Consider the following 16,733-nt stretch of genomic DNA (forward strand, 5'->3'; position numbering starts at 1 on the left):
AAGTCTCCTCAGGCTCCACGCTTACGTGTCGGCACAGGTCCGGGCGCCTAGAGAACAGAAGTCACATGAGGAACAACCGCAACATCAGGCACCGATTGCACCGTACGTCACATCTGACGCTAAGGAAACTTTAGCCACAAATTACAACAATGTAATTGCAATCGGCGTTATCAAACGGTAATCATTGAATTTGCTGACGCCGCAGCGCAGCGTCATTCAGAGCTGGCGGCAGGCATATCTGAATCAGAGGCACGTTTGCCCCATTTCTGCAGGAATCGGATGCCCACCACGGCCAAAGTGACCGCTAAAACAAGGACAATCGTGAATGGCGTCCACGGAAAGTGAGACTCCGTCAACTCCCCCACGAAATTCTTCGACGACTGCACCGGATTACCCGTCTTGGCCAGATCCTCGCCGGCCTCGAGGGTCACCCGGTCGAACTCAGGACTGTAGGTGCCGGCGAACGACGGGCTCAGCACCAGCACGGTGGCGCCGGGGTTGTCCGCGCCGACCTCGGTCGCGATGTCGCGCAGCGGGGTGTGGATCGGCGGATTTGCCCCGATCACCACGATCTTCAGATCGATGCCCTGATTCCCGGCGTCGGCGACCACCTCTTGCAGTTGCGACACCTGCGCCGGATCCAGCCCCCGGGCGCTGACGCCCGCTTCGGCGACGTCGGCACCGACCACGTCCATGCACACGTCGGGCGCGCCGGGTGAGGCCGGGTCGATGCCCACGGTCTGACACAACTCCGGCGGGATGTAGGTCGGCAGGAACGGCACGAAGAGCGGTCCGGTCACAGGCAGCAACCGTAGCCGACCGCCGAGGCGCCGCGCACACGACACGGGCGCGACATTCTGGGTACCCGGCACGGGTGGCAGCACGCTGGACCGAGGACGAGACTGGGTGCCGGCCTGGGGTTACATATAGGACAAGCGTACTGTTAAGGTTACAAACGCCGCCGACACAGCCCGTCGCGGCGATGGTCGAAATCCGGGAGTTGATGTGAGCAGCAAGAATTCATCCCTGAACTCGTTCGGGGCGAAGGACACGCTGAAGGTCGGAGACAACAGCTACGAGATCTACCGCCTGGACGCGGTCCCCGGTACCGAGAAACTTCCCTACAGCCTCAAGGTGCTCGCGGAGAACCTGCTGCGCACCGAGGACGGCTCCAACATCACCAAGGATCACATCGAGGCGATCGCGAACTGGGATCCGCAGGCCGATCCGAGCATCGAGATCCAGTTCACCCCCGCCCGCGTGATCATGCAGGACTTCACCGGCGTCCCGTGCATCGTCGACCTGGCCACCATGCGCGAGGCGGTCGGCGAGCTCGGCGGCGACCCGCAGAAGGTCAACCCGCTGGCCCCCGCCGACCTCGTCATCGACCACTCGGTGATCGCCGACCTGTTCGGCCGCCCCGACGCGTTCGAGCGCAACGTCGAGATCGAGTACGAGCGCAATGGTGAGCGCTACCAGTTCCTGCGCTGGGGCCAGGGCGCGTTCGACGACTTCAAGGTCGTGCCGCCCGGCACCGGCATCGTGCACCAGGTCAACATCGAGTACCTGGCCAGCGTCGTGATGAACCGCGACGGCGTCGCCTACCCGGACACCTGCGTCGGCACCGACAGCCACACCACGATGGAGAACGGCCTCGGCGTGCTCGGCTGGGGCGTCGGCGGTATCGAAGCCGAGGCCGCGATGCTCGGCCAGCCGGTCTCGATGCTCATCCCCCGTGTCGTCGGCTTCAAGCTGACCGGCGAGCGCCGGCCCGGTGTCACCGCGACCGACGTCGTGCTGACCGTCACCGAGATGCTGCGCAAGCACGGTGTGGTCGGCAAGTTCGTCGAGTTCTACGGCGAGGGCGTCGCCGAGGTGCCGCTGGCCAACCGCGCCACCCTGGGCAACATGAGCCCGGAATTCGGCTCCACCGCAGCGATTTTCCCGATCGACGAGGTGACGATCGACTACCTGAGGATGACCGGCCGCAGCGACGAGCAGCTGGCTTTGGTGGAGGCGTACGCCAAGGAACAGGGACTGTGGCACGACCCGACGCGGGAGCCGAAGTTCTCTGAGTACATCGAGCTCGACCTCGGCGACGTGGTCGCATCGATCGCGGGGCCGAAGCGTCCGCAGGACCGCATCCCGCTGTCTGACGCGAAGGCCGCGTTCCGCAAGGACATTCACAACTACGTCGAGGAGCACATGCCCGTCGAATACACCAAGGTCGATGTGGCCGTCGACGAGTCGTTCCCGGCCAGCGACCCGGTCGCGCTGTCGTTCGCCGACGAGGACAGCGTCATCCCGTCCGCGGCGGTCGGCTCGAACGGCAGGCCGAGCAAACCGGTGGAGATCAAGAACTCCGAGCGCGGCGACTGCATCATCGATCACGGCGCGGTGGTGATCGCGGCGATCACGTCGTGCACCAACACCTCCAACCCCGAGGTGATGCTGGGTGCCGCCCTGCTGGCCCGCAACGCGGTCGAGAAAGGGCTGACGTCCAAGCCGTGGGTGAAGACCACGATGGCGCCGGGTTCGCAGGTCGTGACCGACTACTACGAAAAGGCCGGCCTGTGGCCGTATCTGGAGAAGCTCGGCTTCTACCTCGTCGGCTACGGCTGCACGACCTGCATCGGCAACTCCGGCCCGCTGCCCGAGGACATCAGCAAGGCGATCAACGACGCCGACCTCTCGGTGACGGCGGTGCTGTCGGGTAACCGCAACTTCGAGGGCCGCATCAACCCGGACGTCAAGATGAACTACCTGGCGTCCCCGCCGCTGGTGATCGCCTATGCGCTGGCCGGGACCATGGACTTCGACTTCGAAACCGAGCCGCTCGGCAAGGACGAGGCCGGCAACGACGTGTTCCTCAAGGACATCTGGCCGTCGCAGAAGGACATCGACGACACCATCGCCTCGGCCATCAACACCGAGATGTTCCGGAAGAACTACGCCGACGTGTTCAAGGGCGACGAGCGGTGGCGCAACCTGCCGACGCCGAGCGGCAACACCTTCGAGTGGGACGAGGACTCGACATATGTCCGCAAGCCACCGTACTTCGACGGTATGCCCGCCGAGCCGGAACCGGTGACCGACATCAAGGGCGCCAGAGTGCTTGCCCTGCTGGGTGATTCGGTGACCACCGACCACATCTCCCCCGCTGGCAGCATCAAGCCGGGCACTCCGGCGGCCCAGTACCTCGACGAGCACGGCGTCGACAAGAAGGACTACAACTCCTACGGCTCGCGACGCGGCAACCACGAGGTGATGATCCGCGGCACCTTCGCCAACATCCGGCTGCGCAACCAGTTGCTCGACGACGTCTCAGGCGGCTACACCCGCGACTTCACCAAGGGCGGCGAGCAGGCGTTCATCTACGACGCCGCGCAGAACTACGCCGCGAACAACATCCCGTTGGTGGTGCTCGGCGGCAAGGAGTACGGCTCGGGCTCGTCGCGCGACTGGGCGGCGAAGGGCACCAGCCTCCTGGGCGTGCGGGCAGTCATCACCGAGTCGTTCGAGCGGATCCACCGGTCCAACCTGATCGGCATGGGCGTCATCCCGCTGCAGTTCCCCGAAGGGGAGTCGGCGGCGTCGCTGAAACTCGATGGCACCGAGACCTTCGACATCACCGGCATCGAGGCCCTCAACGAGGGCAAGACGCCGAAGACGGTGCACGTGAAGGCCAGCAAGGACGGCGGCGAGACGGTGGAATTCGACGCGGTGGTGCGGATCGACACCCCCGGTGAGGCGGACTACTACCGCAACGGCGGCATCCTGCAGTACGTGCTGCGGAACATGCTGAAGGCCTGAGCATCTGACATGCCTCGGGTGACCGACGATCATCTGGCGGCACGCCGCCGCCAGATCCTCGACGGTGCCCGGCGGTGCTTCGCCGAGTACGGCTACGACCGGGCCACGGTCCGCCGACTGGAGCAGACGATCGGGCTCTCGCGCGGTGCGATATTCCATCACTTCCGCGACAAGGACACGCTGTTCTTCGAACTGGCGCGTGAGGACGCAGAGCGGATGGCCGATGTCGCGGCGCGCGAGGGCTTGATCCAGGTGATGCGCGACATGCTGGCCGCGCCCGACCAATTCGATTGGCTGGCCACCCGGCTCGAGATCGCGCGCAAGTTGCGCAACGACCCGGCGTTCAGCAGGGGCTGGTCGGAACGGTCGGCCGAGCTGTCGGCGGCCACCGCCGAGCGGCTCCGCCGACAGAAGCAGGCCGGGCGGCTGCGTGACGATGTGCCGGGAGAGGTGCTGCGCACCTACCTGGAGCTGGTGCTCGACGGGCTGGTCGCGCGGTTGGCCTCCGGCGACGATCCCGAAAGGCTCGGCGCCGTATTGGATCTGGTGGAGGACTCGGTCCGCCAGCAGTGACTAGCTGGCCTTGCGACCGCGGTGGTTGGGGCCGCCCCGGCTACGCATCGTCGTACCCGATTCCCGCAGCATGCTGTGTATCGAGCCGTAGGAGTGGCCGGTCTCGGCCACCAACGACCGGATACTGGCGCCGCGCTCGTAGGCGCTGCGCAGTTCGGTCATCAGCTGATCTCTCGACTTCCCGTTCTTGTTCACCTTCGACGCCTTCCCCGCTGCTGTGCACGGATGTAGCGTTCGCATACCCAGCCGGGTGACGCCTGACACAGGGCGGCGGCGGATTCTCAGGCCAGTTCGATCAGGTCGCGGTATTCGTCGGACCAGAAGTCCTCGGTGCCGTCGGGCAGCAACAGCACCCGCTGCGGGTTGAGCGCCTCGGCGGCGCCGGGATCGTGGGTCACCAGCACCACCGAACCCTGGTAGCTGCGCAGCGCGTCGAGCACCTGTTCCCGCGAAGCCGGGTCGAGGTTGTTCGTCGGCTCGTCGAGCAGCAGCACGTTCGCGGTGGACGCGACGAGTCCGGCGAGCGCGAGGCGGGTCTTCTCACCGCCCGACAGCGTGCCGGCAGGCTGGTCGAGCTGCGGACCGGTGAACATGAACGCGCCCAGAAGGCCCCGGAGATCCTGCTCCCCGGTGTCGGGGGCGGCGGACCGGATGTTCTCCCACACCGTGGCGAGATTGTCGAGGGTGTCGTGCTCCTGCGCGAAGTACCCGATCTTGAGTCCGTGCCCGGGTTCGAGCCCGCCCGCGTCGGGGGTCTCCACTCCGGCCAGCAGGCGCAGCAGCGTGGTCTTGCCCGCACCGTTGAGCCCGAGCACCACGACGCGCGAACCGCGGTCGATGGCCAGGTCGAGGCCGGTGAAGATCTCCAGTGAGCCGTACGTCTTGGTCAGGCCCTTGGCGACCAGCGGGGTCTTGCCGCACGGCGCGGGGGTCGGGAACTTGATCCGGGCCACCTTGTCGGCCACCCGCTCGGCGTCCAGCTCGGCGATCATCCGCTCGGCACGACGCAGCATGTTCTGGGCTGCAACGGCTTTGGTGGCCTTGGCGCCCATCTTCGCGGCCTGCGCCCGCAGCGCGCCCGCCTTCTTCTCGGCGTTGGCGCGCTCGCGGCGGCGCCGCTGCTCGTCGCTGGCGCGGGCGTCGAGGTACTTCTGCCAGCCCATGTTGTACACGTCGGCCTCGCCGCGGACGGCGTCCAGGAACCAGACCCGGTTGACGACGTCGGCCAGCAGATCGACGTCGTGGCTGATGACGACCAGTCCGCCGGTGTGGTTCTGCAGGAACGTGCGCAGCCAGCCGATCGAGTCGGCATCGAGGTGGTTGGTGGGCTCGTCGAGCAGCAGTGTGGTCGCCGACCCGCTGCCGCTCTCGGACGCGGCGAACAGGATCCGGGCCAACTCCACGCGGCGGCGCTGACCACCGGACAGGGTGCGCAGCGGCTGGGTGAGGACCCGGTCAGGCAGCCCGAGGCTCGCGCAGATCCGCCCGGCCTCGCTCTCGGCGGCGTAGCCCCCGAGCGCGGCGAACCGCTCCTCCAGCTGCCCGTACCGGCGGACGGCCTTGTCGCGAGCGGCGTCGTCGGCGACCTCGGCCATCAACGCCTGCTGCTTCTCCAGATCCGAGAGCAGGGTGTCCAGGCCACGCGCCGAGAGCACCCGGTCCCGCGCCAGCATGTCGAGATCACCCTCTTTGGGATCCTGTGGCAGGTAACCGATTTCACCCGTGCGGGTGACCGAGCCGGCGTACGGTTCGCCCTCGCCGGCCAGGATGCGCATCGTCGTGGTCTTGCCGGCGCCGTTACGGCCGACCAGTCCGATCCGGTCGCCGGGCTGCACACGCAGCGCCGACCCGTCGATGGCGAGCAGCGTGCGCGCTCCTGCGCGGACCTCGAGGTCCGTGGCGGTGATCACGCTGATGCTCCTGAGGGAAACGAGGGCATGGTGATACCCCATGCCGCGGGTGGCTTCTGAAAGGCTAGTTGCTGGTGCCGGGCTGAGGCCAATCGATGGCCAATCGCTCACTTGTCGTCGGTGAAGCGCGGCGGCCGCTTCTCCTTGCGGGCTGCCACCGCCTCCTCGAAGTTGGTGGTCAGCAGCCGGACGTAGAGCTGCCCCAGGCCTTCGGTCTGCATGTGTGACTCCAGCGATCCGGCGTCCAGCCCGCTCCACAGCGTGCGCTTGGTCAGCTCGGTACCGGGACGCGAGTACGCCGCGATGCGTGCGGCGAGGTCGTAGCAGGTCGGCAGCAGTTCCTGCGCCGGAACCCGGCGCGAGACCAGTCCTATGCGCTCGGCCTCCTCGGCGTCGACGTCACGACCGGTCAGCATGATCTCGAACGCTCGAGAGGATCCGATCGCCCGCGGCAGCAGGTAGCTCAAGCCCAACTCGCTGGCCGTCAGGCCGTTGTTGATGCCGGCGGCCCGGAAGTACGCATCGGTGGACGCCACCCGGATGTCGGCGGCCAGCGCCAGGCACAGGCCGCCTCCGATCGCGGCGCCGTTGACGGCCGCGATGACCGGCTGGTGCAGCCGTCGCAGCGCCAGGATCACCTCGTCGAGCACCTCCATCGACCGCAAGCCGAAGGCGGGCCGGGTCAGACCCTCCACAGGCGGCACGGAGCCGGCTGACTTGTGATCGGCACCGGAGGAGAACCCGGCGCCTGCGCCGGTGAGGACCACGACGCGGACGTCGTTGTCGTAGGTGATCTCGTCCAGCGCCGCCTTGAGCGGCACCATCACGTCGAACGCCATCGAGTTCATCCGCTCGGGGCGGTTCAGCGTCACCAGTGCGACCCCGGGCCGCGGGTGTTCCACCAGGACGAAGCCGTCACCATCGGTCACGGCATGCACCCTAACGCGGGGCGGATCAGCTCTGACCGTTGTCCTGGGCGGCGATCGCGGCGTCGACGTCGAAGTCCTTGATCTGCTGGACGAGGTCCTCCAGGGCGGCGGGCGGCAGCGCGCCTGCCTGGTTGAACACCAACTTGCCCTTCTTGAACGCCATCAGCGTCGGGATCGAGCGGATGTCGGCCGCGGCGGCGAGCTGCTGCTCGGCCTCGGTGTCGACCTTGACGTAGACGACGTCGGGGTGCTTCTCCGACGACGCAGCGAACGTGGGCGCGAATGCCTTACACGGCCCGCACCACGAGGCCCAGAAGTCCACCAGGACGATCTCGTTGTCGTTGATGGTGTCGTTGAACTGTTGTGCGGTGATGTCCTTGGTAGCCACGTGTACCTCAACGTTCCTGTCGGCTGGTGTGTTCCTTCGACGGTGCGGCGTGCTGCTAAAGAGCGTATGCCTTCACCCAGTCCACCTTCATCTGCGCGTGAAACGGTGCGTTCGGGTCCGGATCCCCGGTCCACGGGTTCCCGACCGCGACGTTGAGGATCAGGTAGTGCTCCCATGCGCCGGAGAACGGGGTCCAGTCCCCGCCTAGCGCCTCGTACTGAATCTTGGTGATCCGGCCCACCTCGACACCGTCGACGTGCCAGACGATGCGGTCGGGATGCCAGTCCATGCCGTAGTCGTGGAAGCCCTGTGACAGGTCGACCCCGAGTTCGGCGTCGACGCCGTGCAACTTCACGTCGAGGTTGTTGTCGGTCTTCGCCGGGCCGTGGATGTTGCCGGTCCACGTGGTGCGCGAATCCGGGGTACCCATGCCGGGGATCTCGACGATGTCGATCTCGCCCTGGCGCGGCCAGTCGTATTCGTGGCCCGGTTCCAGCCCGACCGACCAGAACGCCGGCAGCACGCCCAAGGTGCCCGGCATCTGGATGCGTGCGACGACCCGGGTCCCGACGCCGATGGACTGCTTCCCCATGGTCACCACACGTGCAGACGTGTAGTTGTTCGGCGCGCCCAGCCGGTCCGGGGCGGCTTCGCGATGGGCCTCGATGACGAGGTTGCCCGCAGCGTCGATGTAGACGTTGTCGCCGTCGGTGTAGTACTGGTTCTCCCCCGCCGACTGTCCCCACCGCCCGGTCTGCAGCCCCCAGTAGCGCAGCGCCTCGTCCATGCTGGAGAAATTGGTCTCCCACAGCAGTTTCGGGTTCGCCGGATTGCCAGGCTGCGGGATCACGACGTTGCGGTAGATCACCGACCGCCGAACCAGCCATCGGGCTGCGGTGGCCTTCGACACCGGGATGTCGAGCCAGTCGGTGCCCATCTTCTTGCTGCGGATGCCGATGGAATACATCCAGTCGACGATCATCGATCCCCACGTCACCTTGGTGCTGGTGGCGGCCGCGACGAGCACCGGATCGACCTCGACGGCCGCTGCTGCGGTACGCAGGGTGACTGCCTCGGTGACCGGTTGGACGGTCTTCGCGATCTCGGCCTGTGGGGCTCCACCGTCGCGGTTCCGTTCGACAAGCGCGGGATCCGGCTTCGGCGCACGGTCCGCATCGCGCTCTGCGCCGACAACGACCGCGCCGTCCGCTGCGTGTGACGAGTCATCGACAGGGTTCTCGTCGAGGGCTCCCCCGTCTCCGGAAGTCTGGTGGTCATCACCGGCGTCGGTGCCGATGTGGTCACCGCCGGTGCCGTCGTCGGTACCGGTGTCCTCGTTGTCGAAGACGTCATCGGTGCCGTTGACCGCTTCGCCGTCCACGTCGTCAGCCGCCGCGCCATCGTCCTGATCGACGGCCTCGTCATCGGTGTCGTGGTCGACGCCCCTGTCGTCGGCGTCGTGGTCGGCAGCGCCGTCCGTCGTCGCGGTGTCCTTGTCGGCGGTAGCCACGCCTGCCTTCGGACCGTCGGTAGTCTCCGTCGACACCGAGCTGCCCGCTGAGCTTTCTGCGTCGGCGCTCGCCGATGCGCCTGCCGCGCCGGTCATCATGGCGGCGCCAAGCCCGGCAACCATCACGCCCCCGGCCAGCCAATGTTTGCGACCGCATCTGCGCACACCATTACCACGACGCTGACTCATCACCGGACATCCATTCTCGTCACAGGAAACAGGAAATGAAGAAATTACGAATTCCCGATCGATTTGCGTCCGAAAGGAGCGAATGCAATCGATTAGCGGAGTGTGACTGCCATTCATGAACGTAGAGCCTTGAGCTGAAAAGACACCCTCGTCTCTGCTCCCCTCCCGATCACAGCGGTGTGCGGAGCAAACGTTAGCGAAACCTCAACGGACGCGCTCGTTTTCGAACGAAAAGGCTTTTCGGCCGGAAAGTGCAATCGCGTTAAAAAGTCACTTCAGCCGAACGGTGCAGTCATTAGCTGCAATTACAGCGCAACCGCTCAAGTTTGCCAGAGTTTTCGGGCGCTCCGTGCGGTGAACACGAAAGACGCAGGAAAAGGGAGCGTTTCGCGCGTGCAGACACGCCGCGTCAAGAACTCCGGCAATTGCCGTCACGTGAGGAGCAAGTCGCCCGATCGGCGTTGCACAGCAGGACAAACCGACGGCGGGGCCACCAGAGCGTCTCGACCGCCAACGCCACCAGATACAGCACGGAGGCCACGGCACTGCCCCACGATCCGTAGGCCGCGTCCCACAATGCGGTGCCCACGGCGACCACGAGGACGAGGCGAATCACCCATCGCAGCGGCCGGGCGGCGCGGGCGGCCGCGTGCAGGCCATCGCGGTATTCGGCGGCGGCATCGGCCAGGCGCCCATCCACCATCCGCGCGCCACGGCGGACAGCGCCGACCACCATCACCCGCTCTTGCGCGCTGATGCGCGCTGACCGGGGCCAGTACCGGGCCATCCGGCGGGCCGTCCAGATGCCGTACACCGTACCGACGACCGTGAAGACGATGAGCCCGACGACGACCGAACCCGAGTCGAGCCCGGCAAGGACGCCGACGCCGACTCCGAGGACTCCGCCGGCGATCAGTGCACGGCGGACAAAGCCACCTCGCCACACGAACGCCGGAAAGACGATCACGCCCCGATTGTGCGCGACTGCGCCGGCAGGCGGACCTAGACGGTGAAGCCGAGCGCCCTCAGCTGCTCGCGACCGTCCTCGGTGATCTTGTCCGGACCCCACGGCGGGTTCCACACCCAGTTGATCCGGATCTCGTCGACCAGGCCGGCGCCCACCAGCGCGGTGCGGGACTGGTCTTCGATCACGTCGGTCAACGGGCATGCCGCCGAGGTCAGCGTCATGTCGATCAGCGCGACGGGGCCGGAATCGCCGGCCTCCAGGTTGATCCCGTAGACCAGGCCCAGATCGACGACGTTGATCCCGAGTTCGGGGTCGACGACGTCGCGCATGGCCTCTTCGACTTCGGCGAGCAACTCGTCGCCCGCTGTGGTTTCACTCATGAATTCTCCTCAGAATTCTCGGGGCCGTGGGCCTGCGCCAGCGCGGCCTTGAAAGCCGTCCAGCCCAGCAGCGCGCATTTCACCCGTGCCGGGTACTTGGCCACCCCGGCGAAGGCGACACCGTCGCCGAGCACGTCCTCATCGCCCTCTATTTTGCCCCGCGACGACACCATCTCCGAGAACGCGGCCACCGTCTTGAGCGCATCCCCGACCGTCTGCCCGATCACCTGATCGGTGAGCACCGACGTCGACGCCTGACTGATCGAACAGCCCTGGCCGTCGTAGGAGATGTCGTTGACGGTCTCGCCGTCCTCGGAGAGCGCCACCCGCAGCGTCACCTCGTCCCCACACGTGGGGTTCACGTGATGCACCTCGGCGTCGAACGGCTCACGCAGACCGCGATGGTGCGGGTGCTTGTAGTGATCCAGGATCACTTCCTGGTAGATCTGCTCGAGGCGCACGTCTCAGATCCTCAACGCAATCCCCGGGCCGCGTCGCTCCGGCCCGCCGGATCGAAGAACTCCACCGCCCGGCGGACACCCGCGACGAGCCGATCCACCTCGTCCTCGGTGTTGTACACCGCGAAGGACGCGCGCGCGGTGGCGGCGATGCCGAACCGGCGGTGCAGCGGCCACGCGCAGTGGTGGCCGACGCGGACCGCCACACCGTCGTCGTCGAGCACCTGCCCGACGTCGTGGGCGTGCACACCGTCCACCACGAACGACACCGGTGACCCGCGACCGTCCATCGTGGCCGGCCCGATGATCCGGACACCGTCGATTGCCGACAGTCCGGCCAGGGCCCGAGCCACCAGATCCCGCTCGTGCTCTTCCACGACGGGCATGCCGAGGGCATCCAGATACCGTGCAGCCGCGGCCAGTCCGACCACCTGCGAGGTCATCGGCGTTCCGGCCTCGAACCGCTGCGGTGCGGGCGCGTAGGTGGTCGCCTCCATGGTGACCGTCTCGATCATCGAGCCGCCGGTCAGAAGCGGCGGCATCGCATCGAGCAGGTCGCGCCGGCCATAGAGCACGCCGATACCGGTGGGACCCAGCATCTTGTGCCCCGAGAACGCCGCGAAGTCCACGCCGAGGGCATGGAAGTCGACGGGTTGGTGCGGCACCGACTGGCAGGCGTCCAGCAGTACCAGCGCACCGACCGCCTTGGCGCGCGCGACAAGTTCCGCCACCGGGGCAACGGCCCCGGTGACGTTCGAATGATGGCTGAACGCAACAACCTTCACCCGATCGTCGAGTGCCAGAGAGTCGAGATCGATGCGGCCGTCGTCGGTGACGCCGTACCAGCGCAGGGTCGCGCCGGTGCGCCGGGCCAGTTCCTGCCACGGCACCAGGTTGGCGTGGTGCTCGAGCTCGGTGGTGACGATGACGTCGCCGGGTCCGACGGCACGCTCGAACCGTCTGTCCCCCAGCGCATACGCCACCAGGTTGATCGCCTCGGTCGCGTTCTTGGTGAACACCAGCTCGTCGGAGTCCGCGCCGACGAATGCGGCGATGTCCTCGCGGCCCTGCTCGTAGGCGTCGGTGGACTCCTCCATCAGCTGGTGCGCGCCGCGGTGCACCGCGCCGTTGGAGGTGAGCAGGAACCCACGCTCGGCGTCGAGCACGGCGAGCGGCTTCTGCGACGTCGCCCCGGAATCGAGGTACGCCAGCTGGTTTCCGCCGCGCATGACCCGGCTCAGGATCGGGAAATCGGCACGGATCGCGGCGATGTCCAGGGTCTTGGCGGCCGTCATGTCAGGCCCCTGCGGCAGCAGCCTGGGTGAAGCGCTCGTAACCGTTCTCTTCGAGCTCGTCGGCCAATTCCGGCCCACCCGACTCGATGATGCGGCCGCCGACGAACACGTGCACGAATTGCGGCTGGATGTAGCGCAGGATCCGGGTGTAGTGCGTGATCAGCAGCACGCCGCCGTTCTCGGCCTCCTTGTAGCGGTTCACGCCCTCGCTGACCACGCGCAGCGCGTCGACGTCCAGACCTGAGTCGGTCTCGTCGAGGATCGCGATCTTGGGCTTGAGCAGGCCGAGCTGCAGGATCTCGTGGCGCTTCTTCTCACCACCCGAAAAGCCTTCGTTGACACTGCGTTCCCCGAAGGAGGGGTCGATGTCGAGGTCGCCCATCGCGCCCTTGACCTCTTTGACCCAGTGCCGCAGCTTCGGTGCCTCGCCGCGCACCGCGGTGGCTGCCGTGCGCAGGAAGTTCGACATCGACACGCCGGGTACCTCGACCGGGTACTGCATCGCCAGGAAGAGGCCCGCTCGAGCACGCTCGTCGATGCTCATCTCCAACACGTCCTCGCCGTCGAGGGTGATGGACCCGGAAGTGACGGTGTACTTGGGGTGGCCGGCGATCGCGTAGGACAGCGTGGACTTGCCCGAGCCGTTCGGGCCCATCACGGCATGCGTCTCGCCTGACTTCACGGTCAGGTTGACCCCTTTGAGGATCGGCACTTCTTCGCCTTCCGGCGTGAAGACCGATGCGTGCAGGTCCTTGATTTCCAGTGTGGTCATGGCTACGAGGTTCTCGATTCCGTGATTGCTAGTTCTCGTTCGATTGCTTCGGTCAGGCGCTCACGCACGGCGGGGACGGCGATCTTCGCGATGATCTCGTTGAAGAAGCCGCGCACCACCAGGCGGCGGGCCTGGTCCTCGGGAATGCCGCGCGCCCGCAGGTAGAACAGTTGCTCGTCGTCGAAACGCCCGGTGGCACTGGCGTGCCCGGCGCCGACGATCTCGCCGGTCTCGATCTCCAGGTTCGGTACCGAGTCCGCGCGGGCACCGTCGGTGAGGACCAGGTTGCGGTTCACCTCGAAGGTGTCGGTGCCGGTGGCCTCGGCCCTGATGAGCACGTCACCCACCCAGACGGTGTGCGCGTCCGGCTTCTTCGAGTCCGGATCGCCTTGCAGCGCGCCCTTGTACAGCACGTCGGACTTGCAGTTGGGCTGCGAGTGGTCGACGAGCAGCCGGGCCTCGAAGTGCTGTCCGTCGTCGGCGAAATACGTGCCGAGCATCTTGGCATCCCCACCGGGGGCGTCATACCGCACGTTCGCTGTGGTCCGGACGACGTCGCCGCCGAGAGTCACGTTGACGTGTCCCAGCACCGCGTCCTTGCCCAGCCGGGCGTGGTGCGCGCTGACATGCACGGTGTCGTCAGCCCAGTCGGCGATCCAGATGATGCCCAGGCCGGCGGAGTCTCCGACGATGATCTCGACGTTGTCGGCGTAGGTACCGCTTCCCCTCAGGTCGACGACGACGATCGCGCGGGAGAGCTCTTCGACACGGATCTGCAGGTGCCCGTAGGCGACCTTGCCCTCACCGGGTCCGGTGATGCCGATCTCGATCGGTTCGGCGATCTCGGTGTCGCGTGCGACGGTCACGATGGTCGCCGTATCGAACGACGAGAATGCCTGGGCGGCAACACGATCAGACGGCACGCCGGCCTGTCCGAGACGCTCGTCGCCGCGCGCGACGGTCTGCACCGTCACGCCGGGACGTTCGGAGACCGCGATCCCGGCCGACCCGGTCGGGGTCGCGGAGCCGTCGTGCAGGCCGCGCAGCCGCTTCAGAGGTGTGAACCGCCAGATCTCGTCGCGCCCGCCGGGCACCTCGAACGCGTTGACGTCGAACGACGAGAACAGCTCGCCCTTGTTGACGGCAGCGAGGGCCGAACCCTCGACTGCCTGAGTCAGATTGCCCATATCTAGCCGACCGCGCCTTCCATCTGCAGCTCGATCAGCCGGTTGAGCTCGAGTGCGTACTCCATCGGGAGTTCCTTGGCGATCGGCTCGACGAAGCCGCGCACCACCATCGCCATGGCCTCGTCCTCGGTCAGACCGCGGCTCATCAGATAGAACATCTGGTCCTCGCTGACCTTGGACACCGTGGCCTCGTGTCCCATCGTCACGTCGTCCTCGCGGATGTCGACGTACGGATAGGTGTCGGAGCGGCTGACGGTGTCAACCAGCAGCGCATCGCATTTCACCGAGGAGCGTGATCCGTGCGCCCCCTTGTTGACCTGCACGAGGCCGCGGTAGGAGGCGCGGCCGCCACCGCGGGCCACCGACTTGGACACGATGTTGCTCGACGTGTTGGGCGCCAGATGCAGCATCTTGGCGCCGGTGTCCTGGTGCTGGCCCTCACCGGCGAACGCGACCGAGAGCACCTCGCCCTTGGCGTGCTCACCGGTCATCCACACCGCCGGGTATTTCATGGTGACCTTGGAGCCGATATTCCCGTCAACCCACTCCATGGTGGCGCCGGCCTCGGCGCGGGCGCGCTTGGTGACCAGGTTGTAGACGTTGTTCGACCAGTTCTGAATGGTCGTGTAGCGGCAGCGCCCGCCGGGCTTGACGATGATCTCGACGACGGCGCTGTGCAGCGAGTCGCTCTTGTAGATCGGCGCCGTACAACCCTCGACGTAGTGCACGTAGGCGTTCTCGTCGACGATGATCAACGTCCGCTCGAACTGACCCATGTTCTCGGTGTTGATGCGGAAGTAGGCCTGCAACGGGATGTCGACGTGCACCCCGGGCGGGACGTAGATGAACGACCCGCCCGACCACACGGCGGTGTTCAGCGCGGAGAACTTGTTGTCCCCGGCCGGGATCACCGTGCCGAAGTACTCCCTGAACAGCTCCGGGTGCTCTTTGAGAGCGGTATCGGTGTCCAGGAAGATCACGCCCTGGGCCTCGAGGTCCTCGCGGATCGAGTGGTAGACGACCTCAGACTCGTACTGGGCGGCGACACCGGAGACCAGGCGCTGCTTTTCGGCTTCCGGGATGCCCAGCTTGTCGTAGGTGTTCTTGATGTCGGCCGGCAGGTCGTCCCACGTGGCGGCCTGCTTCTCGCTGGAGCGCACGAAGTACTTGATGTTGTCGAAGTCGATGCCCTCGAGGTTGGAACCCCAGCTCGGCATCGGCTTCTTGCCGAAGGTGCGCAGGGCCTTCAAGCGGATGTCGAGCATCCACTCGGGCTCGCTCTTCTTCGCCGAGATGTCGCGGACCACCGCTTCGGACAGCCCGCGCTGTGCGCTGGCGCCCGCGACGTCAGAGTCAGCCCAGCCGTAGCCGTACTTACCCAGCGAGGCGATGGCCTCCTCCTGGGTCAAGGCCTCCGGCTTAGAGACTGACGCCTCCGGTGTGAGTGTCATTGCGACACACTCCTTTTGCTCGTGTGATGGCTTCGGCGCGGGCTGTGTGCCGAAGATTTCCTGTTGTCCGTTGTCTTAAGCGTTCGTTGTCTCAGCGTTCGGCCGGCACCAGCGGCACGTGGGTGGTACAGGCACAGTCGCCGTTGACGATGGTCGCGAGCCGCTGCACGTGGGTGCCCAGCACCTCGGCCATCGCCTGTTGTTCGGCCTCGCACAGCTCGGGGAACTGCTCGGCGACGTGCGACACCGGGCAGTGATGCTGACAGATCTGCACTCCGCGCACCGGGCCGCCGACCTTGGCGGTGGTGGTCGCATATCCGGCCCCGCTGAGGGCTTCGGCGATCCTGTCCGCCACGGCCTCCACCTCCCCGTCGGACGCCGCATCGCCCACCGGGTCCACGTCGGCGAGGATGGCGTCGATGCGGCGGCGGGCGAAGGTCCGTACCGCGTCGTCACCGCCGATCTCCCGGAGCTGCCTCATGGCCGCCGAAGCGAGATCGTCGTAGGAGTGCTCCAACTTCGCCTTACCGGCCGCGGTGAGCTGATAGCGCTTGGCGGGCCGGCCCCGGCCCGCATGCTGCCAGGCCGCCGCAGCCTGGGCCTGCGCTTCCCCCGCCTCTATGAGTGCGTCGAGATGTCTGCGCACACCGGCCGCCGACAGGCCCAGCCGCTCACCGATGCGGCCGGCGGTGATCGGACCGGACTCGAGCAGCAGCCTGATGATGGCGCCCCGGGTGTGACCGTCGGCAGCAAAAGAAGGCGCCGATGCCGGCGCCTCCGAGCTGTGCGGACGGATTTTCACAACACCAGTGTGACGCAATTCAAGGGGCGGGTCTAGCAAGGGCACCCTTAGCAGCCGGGTCGGAATTCTCACACACGTCGTCGCGCTTTGGGGGAATAACCGCCCGCTA

General features: G+C 66.6%; 16 protein-coding genes. 2 read left to right on the forward strand and 14 right to left on the reverse strand.

Translation table 11 applies throughout. The features are described from left to right. Nucleotides 1–212 precede the first annotated feature (212 nt). Nucleotides 213–800, reverse strand: a complete 588-nt coding sequence (locus tag ACXMYJ_RS04285) for an Rv1476 family membrane protein (RefSeq protein ID WP_443186570.1) — start codon at nucleotides 798–800, stop codon at nucleotides 213–215. A 205-nt stretch (nucleotides 801–1,005) separates the two neighbouring features. Here ACXMYJ_RS04285 and acnA point away from each other — a divergent pair, with 205 nt between their 5' ends. Together acnA and ACXMYJ_RS04295 are read left to right on the forward strand one after the other, a co-directional pair. Further along, a complete protein-coding gene (acnA, locus tag ACXMYJ_RS04290) occupies nucleotides 1,006–3,813 on the forward strand; it encodes an aconitate hydratase AcnA (protein WP_460354240.1) in 2,808 nt (935 codons plus the stop codon). 9 nt (nucleotides 3,814–3,822) lie between these two features. After that, on the forward strand, nucleotides 3,823–4,386 hold the full coding sequence (locus ACXMYJ_RS04295) for a TetR/AcrR family transcriptional regulator (protein ID WP_260752205.1): 564 nt from the start codon (nucleotides 3,823–3,825) through the stop codon (nucleotides 4,384–4,386). Here ACXMYJ_RS04295 and ACXMYJ_RS04300 read toward each other — a convergent pair whose 3' ends face one another. From ACXMYJ_RS04300 to ACXMYJ_RS04360, 13 genes are all read right to left on the reverse strand, one after another. Next, entirely contained in the window at nucleotides 4,387–4,581 is a 195-nt protein-coding gene (locus ACXMYJ_RS04300) for a helix-turn-helix domain-containing protein (protein WP_260752201.1), read from the reverse strand. It lies immediately after the preceding gene. Between the two features lie 86 nt (nucleotides 4,582–4,667). Beyond that, entirely contained in the window at nucleotides 4,668–6,296 is a 1,629-nt protein-coding gene (locus tag ACXMYJ_RS04305; RefSeq protein ID WP_460354242.1) for an ABC-F family ATP-binding cassette domain-containing protein, read from the reverse strand. A 107-nt stretch (nucleotides 6,297–6,403) separates the two neighbouring features. After that, nucleotides 6,404–7,234, reverse strand: a complete 831-nt coding sequence (locus ACXMYJ_RS04310) for an enoyl-CoA hydratase (RefSeq protein WP_460354245.1) — start codon at nucleotides 7,232–7,234, stop codon at nucleotides 6,404–6,406. 16 nt (nucleotides 7,235–7,250) lie between these two features. Beyond that, a complete protein-coding gene (trxA, locus tag ACXMYJ_RS04315; RefSeq protein ID WP_460354248.1) occupies nucleotides 7,251–7,613 on the reverse strand; it encodes a thioredoxin in 363 nt (120 codons plus the stop codon). Nucleotides 7,614–7,668: 55 nt separating this feature from the next. Then, on the reverse strand, nucleotides 7,669–9,123 hold the full coding sequence (locus tag ACXMYJ_RS04320) for a glycoside hydrolase family 16 protein (protein ID WP_460354251.1): 1,455 nt from the start codon (nucleotides 9,121–9,123) through the stop codon (nucleotides 7,669–7,671). 598 nt (nucleotides 9,124–9,721) lie between these two features. Next, nucleotides 9,722–10,279: a hypothetical protein gene (locus ACXMYJ_RS04325; protein WP_443186567.1), complete on the reverse strand. Its 558-nt coding sequence runs from the start codon at nucleotides 10,277–10,279 to the stop codon at nucleotides 9,722–9,724. A gap of 35 nt (nucleotides 10,280–10,314) precedes the next feature. Beyond that, complete coding sequence (locus ACXMYJ_RS04330; protein ID WP_460354253.1) at nucleotides 10,315–10,659, reverse strand: metal-sulfur cluster assembly factor; 345 nt, start codon at nucleotides 10,657–10,659, stop codon at nucleotides 10,315–10,317. Further along, nucleotides 10,656–11,120 (reverse strand): Fe-S cluster assembly sulfur transfer protein SufU, encoded by a 465-nt coding sequence (gene sufU, locus ACXMYJ_RS04335; protein WP_460354256.1) that lies wholly within the window; start codon nucleotides 11,118–11,120, stop codon nucleotides 10,656–10,658. The genes ACXMYJ_RS04330 and sufU overlap by 4 nt, the downstream gene beginning before the upstream one ends. Before the next feature lie 11 nt (nucleotides 11,121–11,131). Then, a complete protein-coding gene (locus tag ACXMYJ_RS04340) occupies nucleotides 11,132–12,412 on the reverse strand; it encodes a cysteine desulfurase (protein ID WP_460354259.1) in 1,281 nt (426 codons plus the stop codon). Nucleotide 12,413: 1 nt separating this feature from the next. Next, nucleotides 12,414–13,184, reverse strand: coding sequence for a Fe-S cluster assembly ATPase SufC (gene sufC, locus ACXMYJ_RS04345; protein WP_260752186.1), 771 nt, complete (start codon nucleotides 13,182–13,184; stop codon nucleotides 12,414–12,416). Nucleotides 13,185–13,186: 2 nt separating this feature from the next. Next, a complete protein-coding gene (sufD, locus tag ACXMYJ_RS04350; protein WP_260752185.1) occupies nucleotides 13,187–14,371 on the reverse strand; it encodes a Fe-S cluster assembly protein SufD in 1,185 nt (394 codons plus the stop codon). A gap of 2 nt (nucleotides 14,372–14,373) precedes the next feature. Beyond that, on the reverse strand, nucleotides 14,374–15,822 hold the full coding sequence (gene sufB / locus ACXMYJ_RS04355) for a Fe-S cluster assembly protein SufB (protein WP_260752184.1): 1,449 nt from the start codon (nucleotides 15,820–15,822) through the stop codon (nucleotides 14,374–14,376). Between the two features lie 91 nt (nucleotides 15,823–15,913). Further along, nucleotides 15,914–16,696: a helix-turn-helix transcriptional regulator gene (locus tag ACXMYJ_RS04360; RefSeq protein ID WP_460354263.1), complete on the reverse strand. Its 783-nt coding sequence runs from the start codon at nucleotides 16,694–16,696 to the stop codon at nucleotides 15,914–15,916. Nucleotides 16,697–16,733: the final 37 nt, after the last annotated feature.

Source organism: Mycobacterium sp. ZZG, from assembly GCF_054786995.1.

Coding starts and splice junctions, on each gene's coding strand:
- ACXMYJ_RS04340 (WP_460354259.1), bottom strand. CDS start 12,412: ATGACGGCCGCCAAGACCCTGGACATCGCCGCGATCCGTGCCGATTTC.
- ACXMYJ_RS04295 (WP_260752205.1), top strand. CDS start 3,823: ATGCCTCGGGTGACCGACGATCATCTGGCGGCACGCCGCCGCCAGATC.
- sufD (WP_260752185.1), bottom strand. CDS start 14,371: ATGGGCAATCTGACTCAGGCAGTCGAGGGTTCGGCCCTCGCTGCCGTC.
- sufC (WP_260752186.1), bottom strand. CDS start 13,184: ATGACCACACTGGAAATCAAGGACCTGCACGCATCGGTCTTCACGCCG.
- ACXMYJ_RS04330 (WP_460354253.1), bottom strand. CDS start 10,659: ATGAGTGAAACCACAGCGGGCGACGAGTTGCTCGCCGAAGTCGAAGAG.
- sufB (WP_260752184.1), bottom strand. CDS start 15,822: ATGACACTCACACCGGAGGCGTCAGTCTCTAAGCCGGAGGCCTTGACC.